24 protein-coding genes and 1 tRNA gene are annotated in these 22,403 nt (G+C 62.3%); 11 read left to right on the forward strand and 14 right to left on the reverse strand.

Annotation, left to right across the window (positions count from 1 at the left end; genetic code table 11):
• Positions 1–389 precede the first annotated feature (389 nt).
• The 3 genes from KFK14_RS07785 to KFK14_RS07795 all read left to right on the forward strand — a co-directional run bounded on the left by KFK14_RS07785 (position 390) and on the right by KFK14_RS07795 (position 3,994).
• On the forward strand, positions 390–1,715 hold the full coding sequence (locus KFK14_RS07785) for a tyrosine-type recombinase/integrase (RefSeq protein ID WP_212610468.1): 1,326 nt from the start codon (positions 390–392) through the stop codon (positions 1,713–1,715).
• 488 nt (positions 1,716–2,203) lie between these two features.
• Positions 2,204–2,428: a helix-turn-helix transcriptional regulator gene (locus tag KFK14_RS07790; protein WP_043151338.1), complete on the forward strand. Its 225-nt coding sequence runs from the start codon at positions 2,204–2,206 to the stop codon at positions 2,426–2,428.
• Positions 2,429–2,635: 207 nt separating this feature from the next.
• Entirely contained in the window at positions 2,636–3,994 is a 1,359-nt protein-coding gene (locus KFK14_RS07795; RefSeq protein WP_212610469.1) for an AAA family ATPase, read from the forward strand.
• A 163-nt stretch (positions 3,995–4,157) separates the two neighbouring features.
• Here KFK14_RS07795 and KFK14_RS07800 read toward each other — a convergent pair whose 3' ends face one another.
• Positions 4,158–4,676: a hypothetical protein gene (locus tag KFK14_RS07800; RefSeq protein ID WP_212610470.1), complete on the reverse strand. Its 519-nt coding sequence runs from the start codon at positions 4,674–4,676 to the stop codon at positions 4,158–4,160.
• Between the two features lie 122 nt (positions 4,677–4,798).
• Here KFK14_RS07800 and KFK14_RS07805 point away from each other — a divergent pair, with 122 nt between their 5' ends.
• The 7 genes from KFK14_RS07805 to KFK14_RS07835 all read left to right on the forward strand — a co-directional run bounded on the left by KFK14_RS07805 (position 4,799) and on the right by KFK14_RS07835 (position 8,216).
• Complete coding sequence (locus KFK14_RS07805) at positions 4,799–5,329, forward strand: hypothetical protein (protein ID WP_212610471.1); 531 nt, start codon at positions 4,799–4,801, stop codon at positions 5,327–5,329.
• 276 nt (positions 5,330–5,605) lie between these two features.
• Positions 5,606–6,307, forward strand: a complete 702-nt coding sequence (locus KFK14_RS07810; RefSeq protein ID WP_212610472.1) for a hypothetical protein — start codon at positions 5,606–5,608, stop codon at positions 6,305–6,307.
• A 23-nt stretch (positions 6,308–6,330) separates the two neighbouring features.
• Positions 6,331–6,816, forward strand: coding sequence for a DUF5681 domain-containing protein (locus KFK14_RS24015; RefSeq protein ID WP_246524960.1), 486 nt, complete (start codon positions 6,331–6,333; stop codon positions 6,814–6,816).
• 85 nt (positions 6,817–6,901) lie between these two features.
• Positions 6,902–7,321, forward strand: coding sequence for a hypothetical protein (locus tag KFK14_RS07820; protein WP_212610473.1), 420 nt, complete (start codon positions 6,902–6,904; stop codon positions 7,319–7,321).
• Positions 7,311–7,640, forward strand: coding sequence for a hypothetical protein (locus KFK14_RS07825; protein ID WP_212610474.1), 330 nt, complete (start codon positions 7,311–7,313; stop codon positions 7,638–7,640). Before KFK14_RS07820 ends, KFK14_RS07825 begins: the two co-directional genes overlap by 11 nt.
• 5 nt (positions 7,641–7,645) lie before the next feature.
• A complete protein-coding gene (locus KFK14_RS07830) occupies positions 7,646–7,876 on the forward strand; it encodes a hypothetical protein (protein ID WP_212610475.1) in 231 nt (76 codons plus the stop codon).
• Positions 7,866–8,216 (forward strand): hypothetical protein, encoded by a 351-nt coding sequence (locus KFK14_RS07835; protein WP_212610476.1) that lies wholly within the window; start codon positions 7,866–7,868, stop codon positions 8,214–8,216. Before KFK14_RS07830 ends, KFK14_RS07835 begins: the two co-directional genes overlap by 11 nt.
• A gap of 253 nt (positions 8,217–8,469) precedes the next feature.
• Here KFK14_RS07835 and KFK14_RS07840 read toward each other — a convergent pair.
• From KFK14_RS07840 to KFK14_RS07865, 6 genes are all read right to left on the reverse strand, one after another.
• Positions 8,470–8,545: transfer RNA gene (locus tag KFK14_RS07840), tRNA-Lys, on the reverse strand.
• 123 nt (positions 8,546–8,668) lie between these two features.
• Complete coding sequence (gene rodA, locus KFK14_RS07845) at positions 8,669–9,775, reverse strand: rod shape-determining protein RodA (protein ID WP_212610477.1); 1,107 nt, start codon at positions 9,773–9,775, stop codon at positions 8,669–8,671.
• The gene (mrdA, locus tag KFK14_RS07850; RefSeq protein WP_212610478.1) at positions 9,772–11,820 is read right to left on the reverse strand and encodes a penicillin-binding protein 2; all 2,049 of its coding nucleotides are present in this window, start codon (positions 11,818–11,820) and stop codon (positions 9,772–9,774) included. The genes rodA and mrdA overlap by 4 nt, the downstream gene beginning before the upstream one ends.
• Positions 11,817–12,329, reverse strand: a complete 513-nt coding sequence (gene mreD / locus KFK14_RS07855; RefSeq protein WP_070151760.1) for a rod shape-determining protein MreD — start codon at positions 12,327–12,329, stop codon at positions 11,817–11,819. Before mreD ends, mrdA begins: the two co-directional genes overlap by 4 nt.
• Positions 12,326–13,315 (reverse strand): rod shape-determining protein MreC, encoded by a 990-nt coding sequence (gene mreC / locus KFK14_RS07860; RefSeq protein WP_212610479.1) that lies wholly within the window; start codon positions 13,313–13,315, stop codon positions 12,326–12,328. The genes mreD and mreC overlap by 4 nt, the downstream gene beginning before the upstream one ends.
• A 19-nt stretch (positions 13,316–13,334) precedes the next feature.
• Complete coding sequence (locus KFK14_RS07865) at positions 13,335–14,381, reverse strand: rod shape-determining protein (protein WP_070151762.1); 1,047 nt, start codon at positions 14,379–14,381, stop codon at positions 13,335–13,337.
• A 148-nt stretch (positions 14,382–14,529) separates the two neighbouring features.
• On the opposite strand from KFK14_RS07865, the gene mutL reads away from it, so the two are divergent.
• Positions 14,530–16,323, forward strand: a complete 1,794-nt coding sequence (gene mutL, locus KFK14_RS07870; RefSeq protein ID WP_212610480.1) for a DNA mismatch repair endonuclease MutL — start codon at positions 14,530–14,532, stop codon at positions 16,321–16,323.
• 18 nt (positions 16,324–16,341) lie between these two features.
• On the opposite strand, the gene KFK14_RS07875 is transcribed toward mutL, so the two are convergent.
• The 7 genes from KFK14_RS07875 to ychF form a co-directional block, all read right to left on the reverse strand.
• Positions 16,342–16,974, reverse strand: a complete 633-nt coding sequence (locus KFK14_RS07875) for a LysE family translocator (RefSeq protein ID WP_212610481.1) — start codon at positions 16,972–16,974, stop codon at positions 16,342–16,344.
• Positions 16,975–17,059: 85 nt separating this feature from the next.
• Positions 17,060–17,527 carry a MaoC family dehydratase gene (locus KFK14_RS07880; protein ID WP_070151768.1) on the reverse strand — a complete coding sequence of 156 codons (468 nt, stop codon included), beginning with the start codon at positions 17,525–17,527 and terminating at the stop codon, positions 17,060–17,062.
• 10 nt (positions 17,528–17,537) lie between these two features.
• A complete protein-coding gene (locus KFK14_RS07885; RefSeq protein ID WP_212610482.1) occupies positions 17,538–18,809 on the reverse strand; it encodes an alkaline phosphatase family protein in 1,272 nt (423 codons plus the stop codon).
• Positions 18,810–18,887: 78 nt separating this feature from the next.
• On the reverse strand, positions 18,888–20,258 hold the full coding sequence (locus KFK14_RS07890) for a hypothetical protein (protein ID WP_246524961.1): 1,371 nt from the start codon (positions 20,256–20,258) through the stop codon (positions 18,888–18,890).
• A gap of 53 nt (positions 20,259–20,311) precedes the next feature.
• Positions 20,312–20,638: a hypothetical protein gene (locus KFK14_RS07895; RefSeq protein WP_212610483.1), complete on the reverse strand. Its 327-nt coding sequence runs from the start codon at positions 20,636–20,638 to the stop codon at positions 20,312–20,314.
• A gap of 41 nt (positions 20,639–20,679) precedes the next feature.
• A complete protein-coding gene (locus KFK14_RS07900) occupies positions 20,680–21,174 on the reverse strand; it encodes a DNA-deoxyinosine glycosylase (RefSeq protein ID WP_212610484.1) in 495 nt (164 codons plus the stop codon).
• Positions 21,175–21,287: 113 nt separating this feature from the next.
• A complete protein-coding gene (gene ychF, locus KFK14_RS07905) occupies positions 21,288–22,388 on the reverse strand; it encodes a redox-regulated ATPase YchF (RefSeq protein WP_212610485.1) in 1,101 nt (366 codons plus the stop codon).
• Positions 22,389–22,403 lie beyond the last annotated feature (15 nt).

The following is a 22,403-nucleotide window of genomic DNA, read 5'->3' on the forward strand; positions in this document are numbered from 1 at the left end:
ATGCCGATTCGTGCCAGCCTTGGAAAGCGAGCTTGATCTGGGCCGGAAAACAACCAGCGTTACGGCTCTCTTGCACTTTCGCTCAGAAAATCTGTTTCCAGGAGCGCGCTACCTAGAGAGCTACCTAGCCACTCAAGAGGATGGAATTCCCAATCCCGGAGATAGTCTAACTATCTGTAAGTATTTGGAAATTTGGTGGACGCACTAGGGCTCGAACCTAGGACCCGCTGATTAAGAGTTTGACTGCTACGAGGTTTGCGCAAGTTTGCAGAGGTATGCGCAGGTATGTAAGTATCTTGATATTAAACGGAAATTAGCCCGTGGACGGTATGTGCAAGTTAGCGTAAGTATATGCAGCGCTCTTACACTGTTCTTACACGAGGCACGCTATGCCAAAAATGAAGCTCACCAAAACGAATATCGACCGGGTGCGGAAACCTGGCACCGGCACGGTCATCTATGTGGACACCGAGACTAAGGGGTTCGGTTTGCGCGTCACCGCCTCCGGTGCAGCCAGCTTCATTGTCCAGCGCATGATCGCGGGGCAGAGCAAAGAGCGGCGCATAACCATTGGCGAGTATGGTGTGTTCACCGTCGATCAGGCGCGAACGGTCGCGGAGGAATACATTCGCACGATGAAAATGGGCATCGACCCCATCGAGGTGAAAAAGGCGGAAATTGCGAAGCGGGCAGAGGACGAACTTCTGGCAGTGTCGCTTCAGGAAGTTTTGGAATCGTATGTGGCCCGACCGGGTAAGCTGAAAGCCAGCACGGCAGCGGAGTATCGCCGTCACGTCGAGAAGGTGTTCGCGTCTTGGAAGGACAAGCCCATCGCCAGCATCACGCGCGATATGGTGCAGGACCGCCACCGGGAGATTGCTGAAAAGGGTCTCGAAGGGAAGAAGGCAGCGCCCGCCAGCGCCAACGCCGCGTTCGTCACGCTCCGCATCCTGTTTCGGTATGCAATGGACGAATACGTCCGCGCTGACGGGGAGCCAGTCATTGAGCGTAACCCTGTGACCGCGCTCAAAAATCATTGGGCGGAGACAGGCGACCGCACCGAGCGCTATATCGACAAGGCGAAGGTGGGCGCGGTGTGGAACAAGCTACAAGAAGATCGCGCGGACCCGCGTAGCCGGGATGCGCTTGCTGGTATCGACCTCACGATCTTCCTTCTGCTGACCGGCGCGCGTCGTGACGAAGCTGCGGCGCTGACATGGGACCGCGTGGTTATTGATGACCACAACCCGTCCGAGAGCCGCTGGCATCTGATAAACCGCAAGCGTGGCAAGCCCATCTGGCTCCCGCTCAGCAGTCAGGCCGTTGCGCTGCTCAAGTCCCGCCCGCGCCGCACGCTGGAGGACGGCACGGAAAGTCCGTTTGTGTTCCCGTCATGGGGCAAGACCGGGCGGATTATGGACGCGCGTGCCACGATGGAAACCGTGGGCGAGATAGCCGGTCAGCACCTGTCGCTCCACGACCTCCGCCGCACGTTCACCAACATCTGCATACGCGAATGCCGAGTTGGCAAGTTCGAGACTGATCTGCTCACCGGCCACAAACCGCCCAAGAACGACACCACATCGAACAATTATTTCGACCTGACGAACCTGCAATGGCTTCACAAGGAGGTCCAGCAAATCGGTGATTGGATTGAGCAGCAGGGGTTGATTGCCGCCGCTGGCAACGTGGTCGCGCTGCCCAAGCGAGCGTGATGCACGGCGGGGAGCGCACAGCCGAGCGCACAGGGGCGACGGTAGCGCGCCGCAGGGTTAGGGGCGGCAGCGCGGCGATCGCGCCCCACGCGGCCCCGTAGCGAAGGTCGGCCCAGCCAGCCAAAATCGCACAATCGGGCAAAATCGGTCGCAGCCAGTCCCCACCAAATCGCCCCCTGATCGGTTTACGAAACAAAAATCTGTCGGCCCGATCTTTGCCGATAAGCGGCGCGGGTGTGATGTATGGTGTGTATAGTTTTGCACCCTTCGGGCGGACCTTCAAACCATACACACCCTACATCAATGTGTAGCCAGATGCCGCAAGTAAAAACTTGCCGGACCTACGCAGATTATCAAACACTTTCCCAGCATACTTATATATACTGTTGCTACTGCACTGCCTAGATACTTGGGGCATCCAGTAATCCTATCGGCTCCATGGTGGAGCGTTCACCCTGACGCTTGGTTACAGCGGATGGAGCCGATGAGTGACCACACTTCTGAACAGCAACGCCGCTGCCTCCGCGCTGGGCATTTCGCCCGTCACCCTGAAAATCTGGCGGTGCAAGGGCAAGGGGCCGCGCTTCATTAAGCTGGGCGAGTCCAAGCAGGCCGGTGTCGCATACGACCCCGCCGAGATCGAGGCGTGGAAGGCAGCGCGCACCTTCACCAGCACCAGCGCCGCGACCGTCAGCCACCCCGGCAACGCATGACCCCATTCATGAATAGGCGGCAGGGTGCCACCCCCACCGCCCGGAGTATCAAAGTGAACAGCACCAATGTAACCGAAAGCGGCGATAGGTCGCAAACATCATGCCCCGAACATTATTGGCAATTTTCGTGCAGCGCTAAAAATTGTTGGGATGCAGACGGCGAAGGGCAGAAATCCCTTACTACCCCCACCGGCGGGGAGGCGCGTCATGGTTGATCTGTCCAAGGTCTGGAAGCCGCCTGTCGATGCCAATGGGCATATTGATTGGACCAAGGTTGATGAGACACTTCCGCCGCGCGACCCTGAACTTGGTTTCCATCTGAACTGGAAGGAGAAGGTTGAGTGGGAACAGAGCCGCGTGAAACTGGCGGAGCAAAATGCGCGCGCCGAAGAGGCAAAGACAAAGCGGGAGCGAATGCGGCGCGGGATTCCAGCGGACGCATCCGATGCTCCCCGCGAACTTGTCTTTCGGTCGCTCGGCGGGGTGCAGATGCACGCCATTGAATGGGTTTGGACGGGGTGGATTCCGAAGGGATACATCACGCTGATGGCTGGCGAGACGGGCGCGGGCAAGTCCACCATCATTGGTGACCTAACGTCGCGAGTGACCACAGGTGCGCCTTGGCCGGGTGAATACGACTGCCCGAACGCATGGCGGAAGCCTGAACGGGTGCTGTGGCTTGGCAGCGAGGACAGCATTGAAGAAATGACGGTGCCAAGGCTCACCGCGTGCGGTGCCAACCTTGCGAACGTGGTTGAGATTCAGGGCGTCATGCAGGAGGGCAAACGCAACACCTTCTCCATGCAGGACGATTTGGAGGCGGTGAGCAAAGGCTTGGCGGAGGCACGCGATATGGGCAACCCGTTCGCCATGCTCATCATTGACCCGGTGACCAGCTACCTGCCGGGGCAGAAGCTGCGGAAGGTCGACCTCAATGACGCTGGGCAGCTTCGCACGGTCTTGGAACCTTGGCTGATCCTCGCGCAGACTTACAACATTGCCATTATCTGCGTGACGCACTTTGCGAAGGACACAAACCGTTCCATGCTTCACCGCGTCCTCGGCTCCAGCGCGTTTGTTCAGACCTGCCGTAGCCTGTGCGCCGTGATGGAGCAGCCCCGCACGGAAGAAGAGGAGCCAGATCCGCACGCCAAGGTGTTCATGCAGGTGAAGATGAACCTCCCTGAGCATCCCGGTGGCGCGTGGAAATTCCATACCGAGCGTGTCGAGGTTGGCGTTGACCACAGAAACGGCAAGCCGATCTACGCCACGCGCCCGGCGTGGGACGAACTGGACGCGGGGCTGACCCCGAACAGCACCGTGGGCAAATCACGCGGACCGAAGAGCCAGTATGAACCGCAATTCGCCATGTGGTTTCAGGGCTTCTACCTGATCTACCCTAACCACGAGTGGCTGCCGGTCAGCACGGTGAAACAGGTCGCCTTGCAAGAGAAGGTCGTCTCGGCAAGCTGGTGGGACAAGCATAGCGGTGACCACATGCAGAAGGAGAACGTCAACGGCGTGTGGATGTGCCGACCGAAGCAAGCTGTCCCGGCTAAAGAGTGAGTTAGGTGGGGAAAGTGGGGGGTGTGGTTGCAAACTGGGGAAACTGGGGAGGGTGGTGGCTAAGTGCTTGGTTTTACTCACTCCACCCCCACTTTCCCCACCGCCCCCACTTACCCCACCTTGCGGGGTTTCGTTACATGCGCGCCCGCGTGCGCCAGTGTGGTCAATCAGGGGTCGCTGCCAGCACGTCCTGCGCTGCGGTGTCGATTGGCACCGAAGCGGCCATTACCTTTTGGCGGTTGATGTCGAACACGGCGGTATGGTTCCCGTCTGTGTTGAAGATGCGCAGTTCATTCTCGACGGTCTTACCATGTGTGGTCAACACTTCGTCCAGCGACTTCAATGCACGCCATAACTTGAGGTCTTTGACCTTCGTGTCAGCACGAACGAAGTGATACATATCGAGTGCTGTCTTGAGAGCTGTCTGCATGGAGAGCGATTTGGCGTAGTGGTCATAATTGGTTGCATCTTCGGGCAGGCCCGCGCGGATGGCTGCCGCTGCAACCTGCATGGCGGTCACAACCTCTGTGACACGATTGACATCCTCTTGGTTGGCTGCCTCACGGTTCTTGCGCTCAATGTGCAGCGTCCCGAGGATCGTTCCTACGACTGCAAATATGGTCGCGCCAGCTTGCAACCAGTCGCCAGCCACGATCCCTAGAAATGTCGGTTCACCTGCCATGCCTCATGCTGCCAACTAGACGCACACAAGGCAAGCCGGAACGGCAGCGCAATGATGTATAGTATGTATGGTTCGGAACCGCTGAAACGTCTCGTTAAACTATACACACCATACATCGGTCTATGAGCGATATTGAGTTTCCCATCCCGCCGCGTCCTAAGCCCAAACCCGGATCGCTAGCACTGAGAAAGAAGAAGGTCGATCCGCTGGAAGGTCTAGGCGATAACGCCCGAGCTATAATCACCGCTGCATGGGATGCGCCACCCCCTTGGATTGAGGGTGACGAGGAGTGGGACGAGCCTTTGCCGCCCTCTCCAGCCAAGCCGAGCACAACCAACCTCAAGAAGCTGAAAGCTGCCCGCAAGAAGGTTGAGGAATACAGCGCCGTGCTGCGCACCGACGCTTTCGATGATTGGGTTCGCCGCTGCACCGAGACTGCTGGGGAGCCGCGTGAGTGGACCCGTGCGGCGCTGCTTTACGACAGCTACCTCCGCCATGCCCGTAAGTATGGCGCGAACCGCCCTGCCAAGCGGCTGGCGAAAGAGGAATTGGCGACCGAGACCGCTTGGGGCAAGATGATGGGATCGCTGTTTGGTAAGAAGCGGCGTCGGGCAGGCCAGTATTACCCGCTGCGGTTGAAACAGGGCGCATAGCACAGCCGGTTGCGCCGGGGGGCTAGGGGCGCGAAACCGTGCTTACCCTCGCTAGGGTGGCGCTGCACCCCTGCCGCGCCCCAGCGTGCCTTACAGCGCACCGCGCCAGCGTGGTCATCGCGCCCAAATCGCCGAGCCTAAAATGTGCAGTAAGGCGTTCCAAGAACTAATTAACTATGGAACTATTTGTTTTTGCTGCGAACATATTGCGGAACTACAACACGAATAGCTACCGTGTAAGGGCAGTGTATCTTTCATCCGAAAGTGAAATCCCAAATGTCCGATAACATCGACACCCGTGTAACCCCATCTTTTCATCCTGATACCGTGCAAGCGCTTGATGGATACGACGACGATAGTGCCAGCATTCTTGCCGGTGTCCAGTCGGCTTTCACCGAAGCCTATATTGGTGTCGGGCGCGTCCACGATGCGCGCGAAGCTGCCAAGACGAACCCGACTTGGAACGAGGCGCAACAGGTCATTGCCACGCAAGACCTTGCCGACAAGCTGACCACGCAGCTTGCCAAGCGGTTCGACAGCGCCACGGCGAACCTGACCCGCGTGGTCGAGGGGCTGGAGCGCGATCTGTCCCAACCCCTTGAGGGGCGCGGCGTCGGAGCCATGTCGGGCGAGATTCGCTCGTATGTCCACAGCCTGCCCGAAGGGCAGCGCATGGGGTTCATCCAGAAGGCGATTGAGGCGGGCGACGAACGGACGGTCGGAGCCTGCATCGGCGGGCCTGCCTACCTGTGCGGGATCACCCCGGAAATGCAGACCATGTTGCTCCGCCTGTATCACGAAAAGACGAACCCCCGTGCCGCCAAGCAACTGCGAGCGGCGAAGGCTGGACTTGAACTGCTCGGGGAACGCGCACCGCTACTTTTCAAGGAAATGGAAAAAGGCGTCGGCGCTCCCGCTACCAAGGTCCAGCAGCTTCGTGCTGCCAAGGCGAAGGCTGAGAAGTCCTTCATCGCTTGATCCAATCAAATCGGGATAGTTCGATGACAACCGCAATTCAGCCCCCTTGGGGCAGTGACTGGAAGCCTGCGCCCCCTGCGGAAAAGCCGGTGCGTAGTGCGGGCAACCCCACATGGAAGCCGGGATGCCCATCGCCCAACCCGAAGGGGCGACCCGCTGGTCTGCCCGACAAGCGGCTACTCGCCACGCAGGCCGCCTTGGACGAAATGAGGAATATTGTGGCGATGCTGGTCGGTCGCGCCCTTGAGGGCGACACGAACGCCGCGTCCATTGTGCTGTCCAAGGTGCTGCCTTCGGTCAAGGCGCAGGCCGAGAAGGTCAACTTCGAGTTCGACAGCACTGCACCGATTAGTGAGCAGGTCGCTCAAGTGCTGGATGCCATCGCAGCGGGTGCTGTCGCGCCCGATGTGGGGCGGCTCATCATCGACAGCATCAAGTCGCTCGCGGACGTGCGCGCCAGCGAAGAGTTGGAGGCGAGAATCTCCGCCCTTGAGGAGAAGCAAGGGTGAACGCGCAAACAGCAAAATGGGCGTCGTTTGCAAAAAGGCCGAGAGCGAACGGCAACACCGAAAATCCCATCGTAGGGGGACGGCCATGACGACGATAACCACACAACGGAACACTGTCATCACCGAGGCACCGGAACCGGATGACGTAATGGTCGAGGTGATCCTGTTCGGTGAAGGCGACACGCCCGGAACGGTATGCGCGCGGAAGCTGCGGCATCTGCCAATCAAGCATTATCAGGAATGCTTGGATTGGGCTGTGGCTATCGCGGACCAGATGGCGCGCCCGGTCTATGTCGTGCCGCTCAACCACAACGACATTTTCCGCACCAAGCGATGGGACCCCTACCGCGAAGCAATCGCTGGCATGGACCATCAGGAGCGCGGGGAACTGCGCCGCATGATCGTAACGACCGCCGCTGAAGTCATGCGTGACAGCGACGACCCGGAAATCCGCGCCGACATGTTCCACGTCCTGCGCCAACTCAAGGTGACATATGAAAGCTGACATATCGCTGGCGGAGCGCCGCCGCATGGAGCGCGACCAGTGGGCGGAGATTCGCGCTGCACTGGCACCCCGTCACTTCGCTGCGATGTTGGAGGAACAGGCAATCGCCTACTACTGGGTCGCCCATGCCTTTGAAGCTGCACCGCGCATCCGTGCCATTCTGGCGGGCATGGGTTGCGGCTCGGTGCCGGTGCCAGCCCCTGTGGTCATTGACCAGCCTGAACCCGTCGCACCTGCACCTGCGCCTGTGCCGCTGCCGGTCCGTGCCAGTGCGCCGGACGTGCCGTTTGACATGCGCGAGCGGCTGGGACTGCGATAACCACAATGGCGGGCGTCCGAGCATTGCAGAAGCGGTTGGCGCGGTTGGAGGATGCAGGGAAGCCCAAGCCGTCGCTAATCGCAGTCTGGTTTGGCTCGTTTGACGCTTGGGTTGAGCAGGCGGTTCTGCCGGGGGTGGAGAGCGGGGCGTTGGCTGCCGACGACATGGTTGACCTTGTGGCGTGCCTGCGGCGCTGGGAGACGGACGGGACATGGGGGCAGGCATATGCAGGCTGACGGTGAACCCGCGTGGATGGTAGCATGGCGCGACCGGGACCATCAGCAGCCATCGTCGCCGCCCTCCAAGGTCTATGCCCCGCACGACACGTTCAGCTTCCCCGCCAAGAAGGGCGTGGACTGGCAGGGCATGATTGTCCCCAAGCGCTGGGCATATGACGGATGCGTGCGCCGCGAAGCGGTAATGGACGCCGACGCCAACCCGCCCCGCGTGGTCAGGAAGATTGGCTGGCAGCGGTGCATGAAGTGCCGTCGCCCATTTTTCTCGGAGGACATTCTGCGCCTGCGCCTGTGCGATGGCGCACAGGGATGCAGAGGCGACGAGGACAGGTTCAGTTAGCGCGGGAGTGCCATCTTGCTCACCGCGCCGGGGTTAAGGACACCGACCCCCGAGCCATAACATCGGGTCCAGCAGCGGGGACGGGTTCTTCTCCTGCCTGACGCTGCCAGCGCCCTGCACCTAGCGGTGTGGGGCGCTGTTATGAGCGGGGCGATTCACCCCGCACTCTTACATAGCTCTTACACGACCGCCGCAGCACGGTGTAAGACCGAACCGCTGAGCAGTGTAAGTTACTGTATTTGCTAGGAAATTATGGTGGACGCACTAGGGCTCGAACCTAGGACCCGCTGATTAAGAGTCAGCTGCTCTACCAACTGAGCTATGCGTCCAACGTGGCTGCCAGGGCCGCGTGCCGGGCTGGTTTTCCCGGTGAGGCGCGGCGGTTAGCATGATCTTCCGCCTTTGCAAACATCAAATGCGGAAGGCTGGCCGATTTTTCGTGGTGCCGCGCATCAGGTCCAACTGCCGGGGGACTTTTTGTCCCGGTCTATGGCCATGATGACGCCAATGCACAGCATCACCGTGAGCATTGATGACCCGCCATAGGACATGAAGGGCAGGGGAATGCCGACGACCGGGGCAAGGCCCATGACCATCAACGTATTGATCGCGACGTAGAAGAATATGGTGGTGGTGAGTCCGGCGGCGGCAAGCCGGGAGAATTTGTCCTGGGTTCTGAGCGCTACTCTGATGCCCCAGCGGAACAGCAGCCCGAACGCCACGATCAGGGCGATGCCGCCCACCAATCCCCATTCCTCCGCCATCGTTGCGAATACGAAGTCGGTATGTCCTTCCGGCAGATAGTCGAGGTGGCTTTGCGTGCCGTTGAGGAAGCCCTTGCCGAAAATGCCGCCGGAGCCGATGGCGATCTTCGACTGGCTGATATGATATCCCGCGCCAAGCGGATCGCTTTCGGGATCGAGGAAGATGAGCACCCGTTTCTGCTGATAGTCATGCAGGAAGCTGAAGGCGACCGGGATGGCGGCGGCGACCGCCAGGCCGGACCCGATGAACAGGCGTAGCGGCAAGCCGGCAAGAAACATCACGGTAACGCCCCCGGCCACGATCATGGTGGATGTGCCTAGGTCGGGCTGGATAAGCACCAGAACGGCGGGAAAGCCGATCAGGGTAAGCGCGGGCCATATCGCGGCCCAACGCCGCAATTCCCCGACCGGAAGCCGCGCATAAAATTGGGCAACGGCCAGAACGATCATCGGCTTCATGAATTCCGACGGCTGCAATTGCATGAAGCCCAGATTTATCCACCGCTGACTGCCGCCGGCAACGCCGCCGATCAGTTCCACAAGCACTAGAGCGACAAGAACACAGGCATAGCCGGGAAGCGCGATTTTCGAGAAAAGGGAGACCGGCAGGCGGGACAGGGTGAGCGCCATGGCCAGGAATATGCAGAAGCGAGCGCCCTGGTTTATCGCCCAGGGCGTAAGGCTCCCCCCCGCCGCGCTGTAGAGCACCACCGTTCCAAAGCTGGCGATGCAGGTGAGCAGGATGAGCAGCCGCCATGGCAGGCTGGCTATGGGGGCGGGGACCAGGCTGCTCATTCGGGCACATCCCCGTCATGCGCGGCGTTGGAAGGGGGCTGGGCAGCATCGTCGGCCGCGTTCGCGACATTCGCCGCATTGGCGTCCGTCGGCGGCGCGGCATCGCCTGGCACGGCGGCCAGACCCTTGGCCCGGCGATATTCGGCCATCTGCGCCGCCAGCCGGGTGGCCGGAGGACCGCCCCAGTCCTTCTCATATTTTTCCAGCCGTTCCACCGCTTTGGCTGGATCGAACAAATAGCTGATGACATCGGCCGATATCATTGGCGCATCCTGTATCCGGCTGACATGGCCGCCATGCTCGATGATCGTGCCGACGGCGTAGCGGGGATTGTCATAGGGCGCGAACCCCTGAAACAGCGCATGGTCGCGCAGCTTGAATGGCAGGGAGGCATTGCCCCGCACGCCGCCTGCGCGTTCCGCCATGGTGATGCGCCGCACCTGCGCCGTGCCGGTCTTGCCCGCCATCAGCACGTCAGGCACCGGAAGGCGGGCGGCGCCCCCGGTGCCGCCACCGTTCACGACCGCGCTCATGGCGTTGTGGATGACCGAAAGATGCTCCTGCGACACGCCCAGAGCCTTGGGAGGCTGGCGGTTCGCCTTATACATCAATTGCGGCATCAACTCCTTGCCCGAAGCGATGCGCGAGGCCATGACAGCAAGCTGGGTCGGGTTAATGAGCATATAGCCTTGCCCGATTGTGGCGTTTACCGTGTCGTAAATCTGCCAATCCTGCTGATATTTGCGCAGCTTCCATGCCGGGTCGGGTACGGTGCCATAGCTTTGACTGGGATAGGGCAAGGGGAATTTCTGGCCCATGCCCAGCCGCCGGGCCATATCGGCGATCACCTGCATGCCCATGCGTTGCGCCATCACATAGAAATAGATGTCGCAGCTTTGCGCGATCCCCCGATGCATGTTGACGGCGCCATGGCCGCGACGGCTCCAGCAGTGGAACAGGGCGTTGCCGACGCGGATGGCTCCGGAGCAATTCACCGTTTCCTCCGGGCGCAGGCCAGCCTCCAGAAAGGCCAGGGCAGCCATTGGCTTGACGGTCGAACCGGGGGGATAGAGGCCCTTGAGCGTCTTGTTGCGCAGGGGAACATGGTCATCCTGCGACAACATATCCCATTCCGCGTGGGAAATGCCGTCCGAGAAGCTGTTCGGATCGTAGCTGGGCATTGATGCCATCGCCAGCAGGTCCCCGCTGTGACAATCGATGACCACCACTGACCCAGATTGCGTGCCAAGGCGCCGGCCGGCATATTCCTGCAATCCCGCGTCGATCGTCATGCGGATCGTCTTGCCCGGCGTGTCGGGACGCGTGGTCAATTCCCGTACGATCTTCCCGCGAGCGGTGACTTCCACCCGCTTTGCGCCCGGTTTCCCGGTCAGTTCGCGTTCCAGGCTGCTTTCCAGGCCGTCTTTGCCGATCTTGAATCCCGGCGTGATGAGCAAGGGGTCGCGCCGCGTCTCATAATCCTTGGCCGACGCCGTACCGACATAGCCGATGAGATGGCCGACGGCGGCCCCGGCCGGATAATGCCGGGAAAAACCCTGAGCGGGCGCGACGCCGGGCAAATCGGGCAGGCGGACGCTTACGGCGGCATATTGTTCGTAATCGAGATTGGCGGCGACCTCCACCGGCTGGAAACCGGCGGCCTTTTCCAGATCCTCATGGATGCGCTCCACCTCATCCGGCTGGATGGCCAGAATCCGCGCGAGGCTGGCGATGGTCGCATCCTTGTCCCGCAACCTGTCCGGAATGATGTCGACGCGGAAATCGGTGCGGTTGTTGGCGAGCGGGCGGCCGTGACGATCAACGATCCATCCGCGCCGGGGCGGGATGAGGGTCAGGTTGACGCGGTTGCTTTCGGAAAGAAGCTGATATTTCTCATTTTCCGCGACGCTGATCCAGGCCATCCGCCCGGCCAGAAGCAGGCCGACGCCCCCCTGTATGCCGCCCAGAACCATGGCGCGGCGCGTGAAGGAGAAGGACTGGCTTGCCTGGGTAACGATCTTGCCGCTGGACTTGCCGAATTTCATGCCATGATGCGCCAGCGATCAAGCCACGCACACTGACGCGCGACGAACGGGTAAAGCAGTACGGACCACAGAATCTGCGGCGCAATCAGCATCATCGTTCCCCCGCCGCCGGTAAGGCGCGCGAACAAGAGACCCCCTGAAAGGCAGAAGATAATCGCAGCGGCGGCGATAAGCCAGTCCTGCCAATAATCCCTCCAATAGAGTTGCCGCTCCGTGGAATCGATACCGATCAGGGTGATAGTCCACAGGAACATGGCGCTGCCCAGCGGCTGGCCGCTCATCACGTCATCGAACAGGCCGAGGGGCAGGGCGATCCACGCCTGCCACAGCTCTGGCCGCAACAGTCGCCACGACAGCAGCAGCAGCAGACCGAACGGCGGCATGACCGGCGAGGACACCACGACGGGCAAAGCCGTCGCCATGGAACCAAGCATGACCGTAATCACCGGCGTCCCCTCCAGCCGGAAGCGGGAAGGGTGATTGCCGAGTTTCGGGCCTTGCGGGATCATTGCGCCACGCTCGCGGCGTTGTCCGCCGATGTAGCGGGCGCAATATTGGCCGAGTTTGGAGCGGTCGCTGGAGGAAGTGCGACAGGGGCGGCGCGTTGCTGGCCCGCGCTTTGCTGCTTGCTCGTGCCCGGCGATCTGGCCAGGCTTTCCTCGAACGGGCGCTGCACCATCACCATCTCGACGCGCGCGGGGCTGGCAAGCGGCACCGCAACGGCGTCGTCCCCGGCGATCCGCACCACGATCGCTACCGGAATGTTCGGCTGGTACAGGCCGCCGGTTCCGGACGTGACCAATATGTCGCCGGGCTTGAACGGGTTGCGCCCCGCGCTCAGGGATTTGATCTGTAGCGATCCGTCATCCGCGCCGGTGGATATGCCCGCGATATTGTCGGTCGAGCGGCGGACAGGCACTACATTGCTGCTGTCGGTAAGAAGCAGCACATCGGATGTGTTTGAACCGGCCGTGTAGATGCGGCCGATAAGTCCTTCCGGCGCACGCACGGGCATGCCGGGATAGGCCCCTTGCGACCGGCCTGCGTTGAGACGCGCCAGCCGCCGCGTGCTGGACGACGAAGAACTGATCAGGCGAGCGGTTGCTACCTCATCCTTTTCCTCCTCCACCAGTTTGAGCAGTTTCTTGAGCCGGACATTCTCCTGCTCAATGGCGGCTGCTTCGATCAGGCGGGTGCGGTTTATGTCCACCTGGCGGCGCAGGGACACATTCTGGGAGCCTGCCCGGTAAAAGGCGGCGATCCGTTCGTCGACGGTGCCGATTCCGCTGACAAGTTCCTTAAGGCCGGAAGACGCCGGACGCGTGATTTCCGCGCCTGCGGAACGGATCGCGGCGAAACCGGTCGGGTCGAACATGGCTATGATGATCAGCAGCAGGCCGGCCAGCGCTCCGGTGACGGCAACGACATAGCTTGCAAAGAGGCTATATTGCGCCTTCCGGTTCTGGCCGGGGCGCCGGCTGGGCGGCCGCGCCATCTTTTATCCCCTTTTACGCCTAAGCGGTCTGCAACACGCCCCGGAACATCGGATCTTCCATCGCGCGGCCGGTGCCGATCGCGACGCAGGTCAATGGATCCTCTGCGACGGTGACAGGCAGGCCGGTCTCGTCGCGCAGTTCGTCATCCAGACCCTTGAGCAGCGCGCCGCCGCCAGTGAGCACGATGCCCTGATCGACGATATCCGCCGCCAGTTCCGGCGCGGTATTCTCCAGCGCGATGCGCACGCCCTCGACGATGGTGCTGATCGGTTCGGCCAGCGCGTCGGCAATCTGGCCCTGATTGATCGAGATTTCCTTCGGAACGCCGTTTACGAGGTCGCGGCCCTTGATGTGGATCGTCTCGCCTACGCCGTCGCTGGGCGCCTGCGCCACGCCATATTGCTTCTTGATCCGCTCGGCCGTCGCTTCGCCGATCAGCAGGTTGTGGTGACGGCGGACGTAGGAGACGATGGCCTCGTCCATCTTGTCGCCGCCCACGCGGACGGACGTGGTGTAGGCCAGGCCGCGCAGCGAGAGCACGGCGACTTCGGTCGTGCCGCCGCCGATATCGACGACCATCGAACCGATCGGCTCGGTCACGGGCATGTCAGCGCCGATCGCGGCGGCCATCGGCTCCTCGATCAGGAACACCTGGCTTGCGCCGGCATTGCTGGCCGCGTCGCGGATAGCGCGGCGCTCGACGCTGGTGGAGCCGGAGGGGACGCAGATCACGATTTCGGGGAAGCGCCAAGGACGCGCCTTGCCGCCATGCACCTTCGTGATGAAGTGCTTGATCATCTGCTCGGCGACGTCGATGTCGGCGATGACGCCGTCGCGCAGCGGCCGGATCGCCTCAATCGAATCGGGCGTCTTGCCCATCATCAGCTTGGCGTCGTCGCCGACCGCCTTCACCCGCTTGATGCCGTTCAACGTCTCCACCGCCACCACAGACGGTTCGTTGAGGACGATGCCGCGTCCGCGCACATAGACCACGGTGTTGGCGGTTCCGAGGTCGATGGCCATGTCCTGAGAGGAGAATTTGAACAAACGCGAGAAGACCGACATGCTGTTTCCTGTCCCGTGCGAAGGCCCCGGAGCGCTCAGGGACACCGCGCAATATTCATCTGTTTTCCGCATAGCACGGCCTGAACGGGCGAAATATTTGTCGGGCGGCGGGTCGCGGAAAGCGTTCGCTTGGGCTAGTCCCTGACATATGTCAATACGCCGCCTGCCCGAGCATCTGGTCAATCGCATCGCCGCGGGCGAAGTGGTGGAGAGACCGGCCAGCGCGCTCAAGGAATTGGTTGAAAACGCCGTCGACGCTGGTGCCCGGCGAATCGCTGTCCGGCTGTCCAATGGCGGGCTGGACGGGATAGAGGTTAGCGACGATGGGTGCGGCATGAGCCGCGCCGACATGGCCCTTGCCTTGGAACGGCACGCCACATCAAAGCTTCCCAACGATGCTATAGAAATGGTCTCAACGCTGGGTTTCCGCGGCGAAGCGCTGCCCTCCATCGCCAGCGTCGCGCGCATGTCCATAGAAAGCCGGCCGGATGGGGCCGAAGGATGGCAGCGAGTCGTCGATAATGGAGCCTTGCTTTCCGAAGGGCCGGCCGCCATCCCGCGCGGCACGCGGATCAAGGTGGAGCAGCTTTTTGCGCGTGTGCCTGCGCGCCGGAAATTCCTGCGTTCCGCGCGATCGGAATATGCCGCCTGTCTGGATGTCGTAAAACGTCTGGCGATGGCGCGGCCCGACATCGCCTTCTCCCTGGAACATGATGGCCGTCGCGCTCTGGGCGTGCAGGCTGACGAAGGGCGTGAGGACCGAGTCGCGGCGCTGACCGACCGGGCGCTGGCCGACAATCACGTCATCATCGATCTTGTCCGGGATGGCATTGCGCTGACGGGTGTTGCGGGCCTCCCCACCTATAATCGCGGTGTGGCCGACCATCAGTTTCTGTTCGTCAACGGCCGCCCGGTGCGGGACCGGCTGCTCGTCGGCGCCGTCCGCGCCGCCTATGCCGACATGCTGGCGCGGGACAGGCATCCCGTCGTCGCGCTGTTTCTGGATATGCCGCCCGGCGAGGTCGATGTGAATGTGCATCCGGCCAAGACCGAAGTGCGGTTCCGTGAACCCGCGTTGATCCGCGGCATGATCGTCAGCGGCATTCGCCGTGCGCTCGATGATGCCGGTTTTCGATCCGTGCAGCGGGCGGACCCGGCGGGACTGGGAGCATGGCGCGCCGAGCCTGTTTCCCCGACGCCTATTGGGACGATGCCCATTTTCGATGCGGTCGGGCAGGCGGCGACCCTGCTGGACCGCGCGCCGAACTATCAATCCGTCGCTGACCGCCGTCCATCCTTCCTGGCGCCGCTGCCGATGGCGCGAGCGGAGACGGCGGAGCAGGCGCCGCCAAAGGCGCAGAGCTTCCCGCTGGGCGTTGCGCGTGGGCAGGTGGCCAAGACCTATATTGTCGCGGAGGCAGAGGACGGGCTGGTGCTGGTCGACCAGCATGCGGCGCATGAGCGGCTGGTGCTGGAGCGGATGCGGTGGGCAATGGATGGGGCAGGCGTGCCCTCGCAGGCGCTGCTTCTGCCGGAGGTGGTGGAACTGGACGAACCCGCCTGCGACCGGCTGGAGGCGCGCATTGCCGAATTGTCGGAATTCGGGCTGGAACTGGAACGCTTCGGCCCCGCGGCCATGCTCGTTAGGGCCACGCCAGCCATGCTGGGGGCGGGCGATGTGCAGGGGCTGGTCAATGACCTCGCCGATGACCTTGCCGCCTACGACTCCGCGCTGAGCCTGAAGGAGCGGCTAGACCATGTGGCGGCGACGATGGCCTGCCACGGGTCGGTCAGGGCCGGGCGTGTCCTGTCAGTCACTGAAATGAACGCCCTGCTCCGTGAGATGGAGGTCACACCTCGCAGCGGCCAATGCAATCACGGCCGCCCGACATGGGTGAAGCTGGGTCACGCCGATATAGAGAAGCTGTTCGGGCGGAAATGATCCGAGGGCGGGGCTTTCCTACCGTCCCGCTTCCGTTGCCATCCGCACCGCCAGCCCGCCCAACACCGTCGCCATCAGCCAGCGCTGAATGGTCGCCCAGCTTGGACGCTGCACGAGCAGGGTGGCGATGGAGCCTGCCGTCATGGCGATCAGGGCATTGACCGCGACGCTGATCGCGATCTGCGTGCCGCCCAGAATGAGCGACTGGCCAAGAACATGGCCGCGCGCCGGATCTATAAATTGGGGCAGCAGCGACAGGTAGATTACCGCCACCTTGGGATTGAGCAGGTTGGTCATGAAGCCCATGACGAACAGCCGTCGCGGGGAATCCGGCTGAAGATCCCGGACCTGGAAGGGCGATCGGCCGCCGGGACGGATCGCCTGCCATGCCAGCCAGAGCAGGTACAGCGCCCCAGCGAAGCGAAGCGCATCATAGGCGAACGGCACCGCCATCAGCAGCGCGGTGATGCCAAGAGCGGCGCAGAGCATGTAAAACAGGAAGCCTGCCGCCACGCCGCCCAGCGAGATCAGGCCAGCGCGCCGCCCCTGACAGATGGATCGCGAAATGAGGTAGAGCATGTTCGGGCCGGGCGTCAGCACCATGCCCAGTGCGATCAGGGCGAAGGCGGCGAGATTGGCGAGCGTCGGCATGGCGGTCCCCCTAGGGTCGGCGGTTCCATGCGGGATAGCGGGGTGGTCAATCAAGACATGTTTTGCCAGGGTAGGGAAAGGCCGCCTATGCTGGATCGTCTGGCCGGGTGCGGATGATCAGGATCGCGATCATGGTCATTACCGGCGCATCATCCTGATTAATGACTGTCGTAAGCACGCGGACGACGCCCCGGTCCGGCTTGCTGCGGGACGGGATTTTTTCCAGCACTTCCGATTCGCAGCGCAATATGTCGCCGGGATAGACCGGGCGCAGCCAGCGAAGCTCGTCGATCCCTATCGCTCCTAGGCTGGATTCCTGAACGCCGGGCCTTTCCTGCATGCGGGCGACGGTCATCGCCATCATCATGGAACCAGTGTGCCACCCGCTCGCCGCCAGCCGGCGGAAATGGGTGGGGGCGGCTCCCTCGTCGGACAGGTGAAAGGGCTGGGCGTCATATTTCGACGCGAAACCGATCACTTCTTCGCGCGTCACCTCATAACGGCCGAAACTGTCTTTCGCGCCGACCTCAATATCTTCAAACCATGCTGTCATGACCGATCGACTATGGCGTGGCGGAGAGCCGGTCAAGCGTTGCCGGATCGCCATCGCCCGGCTGTGGCGCGACACCGATAAGCCGGGCCAGCAGGGGGTAGACGTCGACATTGTCGAAGCCGGGTTTGACCGGAGCGCCCCTGCGGATCGCGGGACCGTTTGCGATGAACAGCGCCGCCATATCCGGCGCTGCATTGTCATAACCGTGCGTGCCGCCGGCCGACGCTTCTTTCGGCGCTGTCTTTTCGATCAGCCAGCCGTTTTCCGCGAGGCAGAAATAAGGCGGGACGCGCGGATTGGCGCCGTAATGGAGGCGCGCCGGAATATCCGCCTTCCGCCAGCAATTCAGATGGGCATGCGGTTTAAGCAGCGCCGCCTCCAGCTTCTTCTCATGACCGGGAACGGGGTAGATGCTGGCGAAGGGGCCAGTCTCCAGCACGCGATAGTCGGCCGGATCGGCAAGCGTGTCGAGAGCGATCCAGCGATCGGTGGATGTCGCCGCCATGCCATGATCGGACACGATAACAAGATTTGCTGTCTGGCCCAGCATAGCCAGGCCGTTGGTCAGCCTGCCGATGCTCCGGTCCACCTGCGCGATGGCGTCGCGGGTCTGTGCCGCATCCGGCCCGGACTGATGACCGGCGGTGTCCACCGTATCGAAATAGAGCGTCAGGAAAACGGGACGGGTACCGGCCGGGCGGCGGAGCCAGTCGATCACGGCATCGACGCGCTGGTCCCCGGTGATTGCCTGGTTGAACTGCAGCCAGTTTGACGGGCGCGTGCCCCCGGCGATCGGGTTCGGCCATTTGGGATCGCGAATGCCGCCCCAGGCGACGTTCGATCCAGGCCAGAACATCGTCGCCGTTCGCACTCCCGCCTTTTCGGCGGCGACCCAGATGGGTTCAGCCTCATTCCACCAGAAGGGATCATCGCTCGCCATGGTGAACGTCTCGCCCGGACGGCTCGCATCCTCCATGCTGTTGGCGACGATGCCATTATGGTCGGGCCGCCTGCCGGTGACGATGGCCCAGTGATTGGGGAAAGTCTTTGACGGGAAGGAGGGGCGCATGGACGCGCTGACGCCCTCGGCCGCCAGCCTTGAGAGATGGGGCGTCACGCCCCGATCCAGATAGTCGGGCCGGAAACCGTCTATCGAGATGAGAATGGTGACGGGCGGCCGCACATCCTGCCCGGCCGGCATTGCGGGCCGCTCCCGCACCGGCGCGCAGGCGGTGGCGATGAGCAGGAAAGAGAGGAAAACAACACGCAGAAACAGCGGCATCAGCGAATCCCGTTCGTCTATCCTCCCCCCTATCAGAGACCCGGTGACGGAACCATGACGCCACCGGGTCTCCTTGGATCAATCGCCGAGCGAGAGTTTGGCGAATGCGGTCAAGCCGACCGGATTTTTGCCATAGGCTGCGTCCAGCGCGCGGGGCTTGTCATAGATGGCCGCCGATCCGCCTAGAGCGAGGCCGAACATCTTGCCGAGAGGGATGCGATAGGCATAGCCCGCCTGCATCTTCGTCACCCGGAACGCCGCGCCATGCAGCGGGTCGCCTTCTGGGAACAGTTCGTCATTCTCCACATTCTCGATCCGGCCGAACAGATTGTGTCCGCCGGCCGGATTCCAGTTCGCCTCCAGCAGCCAGGCGGTCAGCACCGGGCCTGGAAGGCGGTTCTTGGCCGAGAAGGCGCCGGTTACGGACAGCCGGTCATCGCCATAACTGACACTGGCCGTCAACCGCCCTTCATCCTCATCGTCATGCAGGGCTTCCGGGTTTTTGATCCGGCCATAGCTGACTTGCGCCGCCCAGTTGGGCGAAGGACTCCACGTTCCGCGTACGGACCAGCTATCGAGCTTTGGCGTTTCGATGCCCCATCGTTCCTCGTCCGGTTCCCGGCCGCGGAAGGCCGACGCCTCGATCTGGAACGCGCTGGCGGAAACGCCCGCCGTCACCACGCCATAGGTGATATGGGTGCTGTCGAACCAATGATGGGTGATTGGCGCTTCCGCATTGTAGCGGGAGGAACGGCGCATCATGAAGGCGCTTGGCCCCAATGCGGGTTCGCCGACCGGGCCGCCATAGAGGAAGGCGGTGGCTCCGGGGGCGATATCGACATCGATCCGCGCCGCCAGTTCCATGAACAGGTCATGGGGGTGCTGCCGGTCGATCAGGGCGATGCCGTTCGCCGTCTCTCCGGTCGCGAAAAGATTGGGGTAGCCGCGCGCCGACATCAGCGGTTCCAGGCTGAACATGGATTTGAGTGTCAGCCGCGCGCCATCGCCCAGCGGACGTTCGGCGGTCGCCATCAGCATCGACTGGACATAGGCCTTGTCATCGCCGCGCGCGCCGCCCTGATCGGTATAGACGCCCCAGGCATATCCATGCGCCATCAGCATCCAGTCGCCGGTCATGACGTGGAGGCCGTTCATGCTGCCGTCCGCACCCGGTATGCGGGCGGTGCCGGAGCCTATGCTGGCGCGGTTCCGTTTTGGGGCCGCCGGCAAGATCATGGTTCCATCATCCAGTACCGATCCTTCGGTATAATGGTCGATGGTATTGCCATGATCCATCTGGCCATGATCTCCTTGGCCATGTTCAGTATGGCCGTGGTCCATCATGCTGTGATCCATATCCTGCGCCATTGCGGGTATGGAAATCCCCGCCGCAGGCATTGCAATCGCCGCCGCAGCCGGAGCCACGACGCGCCAATATCGTCTGTTCATTGTGAGTATCCTGTCTGTAAACGCAATTAGGAAGTCGAGGGTCTTCCGATGGTTCAGACGAGGCGTTTGGGAGGGGGCGTTTCCGGCGCGGGCGCTGACGCCAGGCGCAGGGAAGGGGCCGTGCGATCATGCCGCAAAGCAAGGACGTGGCGGACCGAAGCTGCGAAACGCGCAAGGCCGTGGGTCGGCGGAATGCAGCCTATGCATTCATGCGCGGCCATCGCTTTGGCGGGCATGGGGTCTGGGGATGACGGCGCATGCCCTTCATGTCCATGATGCGAGACGGCAGGCTCCTGGGCAGGCGCAGGCTCGGCGCAATGCGCAGCGGCCAGCGCGGGAGCCGTCAGACAGGCGATCAGAAGGGCGATGAGCAGACGCATGTGGGGCGCTGATACAGGATTGGCGCCGCCCTAGCCACCCGTCACAACAGAAATGGCGTAATTTCGCGCCAAGCCGCCAATTTCCCATCGCGGGGGAGGCCAGCATAGGCGGCGCTGGAGGAGGGAAGGTCGATCAGCGCATAGCGATCAACGTCCGCCAACTGTTTGCGTCCGCGCCGGGCCGCTTCGCCGCCGTTAAAGGCGATGGCGCGCAGGTCCGGCAGTGTCGTTGCAAGTCCGGCGAGATCGCGATGGGTGGCGTCGCGGATCGCGCCGTCCAAGCTGCCATGCCGCCGCGCCGTGGCGATGACGTCCCACAGGCCGATGTGGCGCGCTTTCAGCCGGGCCAGGCGTTGGGCATAGGGCAGGGCTGGCAGCGGTTCGCCAATGACTTCGCCGACCAGCCACCAGAAGGCGTTGGTCGGATGGGCGTAATATTCATTCGCCGCCAGCGAGCGTTCGCCGGGAAGGCTGCCGAGGATCAGTACGCGGGTCTGCGCATCGACACTCGGCAGGAAGGCGGATTTGAGGGTCATGTGTTCAAACCCACCCTCCGTTCGGGCTGAGCTTGTCGAAGCCCTGTCCTTCTTCGAAAGAAAGTGCAGCCCTTCGACAAGCTCAGGGCCAACGGCGATCAAGGCAAACTAGCCTACACGTTGAACCGGAAAAGCATGATGTCTCCGTCCTGGGTGACATACTCCTTGCCTTCCGCGCGCCACTTGCCCGCCTCCTTGGCTCCCGCCTCGCCATTATATTGGACATAGTCGGCATAGGCCATGGTCTCGGCGCGGATGAAGCCCTTCTCAAAATCGCTGTGGATCGCGCCGGCCGCCTGCGGGGCCTTCGAACCGCGCGTCACTGTCCAGGCGCGGGCTTCCTTTGGGCCGACGGTGAAGAAGGTGATCAGGCCGAGCAGTTCATAGCCCGCGCGGATGATACGGGCGAGACCGGCCTCGGTCAGGCCCAGAGCCTCCAGATATTCGCCGCGCTCCTCAGCGGGCATGGTGATCAGCTCCGCTTCGATCGCGGCGGAAACGATGACCGCCTTCGCGCCCTCGGCCGCCGCCTTTTCGAACACGCGGGCGGAATAGGCATTGCCTTCCGACGCTGCGGCTTCCTCGACATTGCACACGTAGAGCACGGGCTTGGCGGTCAGCAACTGCGCCTGCTCGAACAGGCGGGCTTCCTCCACATCCTTGGGCTGGGTCAGGCGGGCGGGCTTGCCCTCGCGCAGCAGGTCGAGAGCCTGGCCGAGCACGGCGGCCGCCGCCTTGGCCTCCTTGTCGCCCTGCTGCCCTTTTTTCAAAAGGTTGGGAACGCGCTTTTCCAGGCTTTCGAGGTCCGCGAGCATCAGTTCGGTTTCGACCGTCTCCGCATCGGCAATTGGATCAACCTTACCCTCGACATGGGTGATGTCGTCATCCTCGAAACAGCGCAGGACATGGACGATGGCGTCGGTCTCGCGGATGTTGGCAAGGAACTGGTTGCCAAGGCCCTCGCCCTTCGACGCGCCGCGCACGAGGCCGGCGATATCGACGAAGGCGAGTTGCGTCTCTATGATCTTGGCCGATCCGCCGATCTTCGCGATCTGCTGCAGCCGGTCGTCGGGCACGGCGACCCGGCCCTCATTCGGTTCGATCGTGCAGAAGGGATAGTTGGCCGCCTGCGCCGCCTGCGTTTCCGTCAGCGCATTGAACAGGGTCGACTTGCCGACATTGGGGAGGCCGACGATACCGCAACGAAAACCCATGAGACTATCCTGTAT

Source organism: Sphingobium phenoxybenzoativorans (assembly GCF_018286635.1).
GTDB classification, from domain to species: Bacteria; Pseudomonadota; Alphaproteobacteria; order Sphingomonadales; family Sphingomonadaceae; genus Sphingobium; species Sphingobium phenoxybenzoativorans.

Bases quoted from the DNA above. Each gene is read 5' to 3' on its own strand.
- KFK14_RS07785 (WP_212610468.1), top strand. From the start codon at position 390: ATGCCAAAAATGAAGCTCACCAAAACGAATATCGACCGGGTGCGGAAA.
- KFK14_RS07795 (WP_212610469.1), top strand. From the start codon at position 2,636: ATGGTTGATCTGTCCAAGGTCTGGAAGCCGCCTGTCGATGCCAATGGG.
- mrdA (WP_212610478.1), bottom strand. From the start codon at position 11,820: ATGAAATTCGGCAAGTCCAGCGGCAAGATCGTTACCCAGGCAAGCCAG.
- KFK14_RS07810 (WP_212610472.1), top strand. From the start codon at position 5,606: ATGTCCGATAACATCGACACCCGTGTAACCCCATCTTTTCATCCTGAT.
- KFK14_RS07820 (WP_212610473.1), top strand. From the start codon at position 6,902: ATGACGACGATAACCACACAACGGAACACTGTCATCACCGAGGCACCG.
- KFK14_RS07880 (WP_070151768.1), bottom strand. From the start codon at position 17,527: ATGACAGCATGGTTTGAAGATATTGAGGTCGGCGCGAAAGACAGTTTC.
- KFK14_RS07800 (WP_212610470.1), bottom strand. From the start codon at position 4,676: ATGGCAGGTGAACCGACATTTCTAGGGATCGTGGCTGGCGACTGGTTG.
- KFK14_RS07830 (WP_212610475.1), top strand. From the start codon at position 7,646: ATGGCGGGCGTCCGAGCATTGCAGAAGCGGTTGGCGCGGTTGGAGGAT.
- ychF (WP_212610485.1), bottom strand. From the start codon at position 22,388: ATGGGTTTTCGTTGCGGTATCGTCGGCCTCCCCAATGTCGGCAAGTCG.
- KFK14_RS07895 (WP_212610483.1), bottom strand. From the start codon at position 20,638: ATGCGTCTGCTCATCGCCCTTCTGATCGCCTGTCTGACGGCTCCCGCG.
- KFK14_RS07835 (WP_212610476.1), top strand. From the start codon at position 7,866: ATGCAGGCTGACGGTGAACCCGCGTGGATGGTAGCATGGCGCGACCGG.
- KFK14_RS07865 (WP_070151762.1), bottom strand. From the start codon at position 14,381: ATGTCGGTCTTCTCGCGTTTGTTCAAATTCTCCTCTCAGGACATGGCC.
- KFK14_RS24015 (WP_246524960.1), top strand. From the start codon at position 6,331: ATGACAACCGCAATTCAGCCCCCTTGGGGCAGTGACTGGAAGCCTGCG.
- KFK14_RS07890 (WP_246524961.1), bottom strand. From the start codon at position 20,258: ATGAACAGACGATATTGGCGCGTCGTGGCTCCGGCTGCGGCGGCGATT.
- KFK14_RS07805 (WP_212610471.1), top strand. From the start codon at position 4,799: ATGAGCGATATTGAGTTTCCCATCCCGCCGCGTCCTAAGCCCAAACCC.
- rodA (WP_212610477.1), bottom strand. From the start codon at position 9,775: ATGAGCAGCCTGGTCCCCGCCCCCATAGCCAGCCTGCCATGGCGGCTG.
- mutL (WP_212610480.1), top strand. From the start codon at position 14,530: ATGTCAATACGCCGCCTGCCCGAGCATCTGGTCAATCGCATCGCCGCG.
- KFK14_RS07885 (WP_212610482.1), bottom strand. From the start codon at position 18,809: ATGCCGCTGTTTCTGCGTGTTGTTTTCCTCTCTTTCCTGCTCATCGCC.
- mreC (WP_212610479.1), bottom strand. From the start codon at position 13,315: ATGGCGCGGCCGCCCAGCCGGCGCCCCGGCCAGAACCGGAAGGCGCAA.
- KFK14_RS07875 (WP_212610481.1), bottom strand. From the start codon at position 16,974: ATGCCGACGCTCGCCAATCTCGCCGCCTTCGCCCTGATCGCACTGGGC.
- KFK14_RS07900 (WP_212610484.1), bottom strand. From the start codon at position 21,174: ATGACCCTCAAATCCGCCTTCCTGCCGAGTGTCGATGCGCAGACCCGC.
- mreD (WP_070151760.1), bottom strand. From the start codon at position 12,329: ATGATCCCGCAAGGCCCGAAACTCGGCAATCACCCTTCCCGCTTCCGG.
- KFK14_RS07825 (WP_212610474.1), top strand. From the start codon at position 7,311: ATGAAAGCTGACATATCGCTGGCGGAGCGCCGCCGCATGGAGCGCGAC.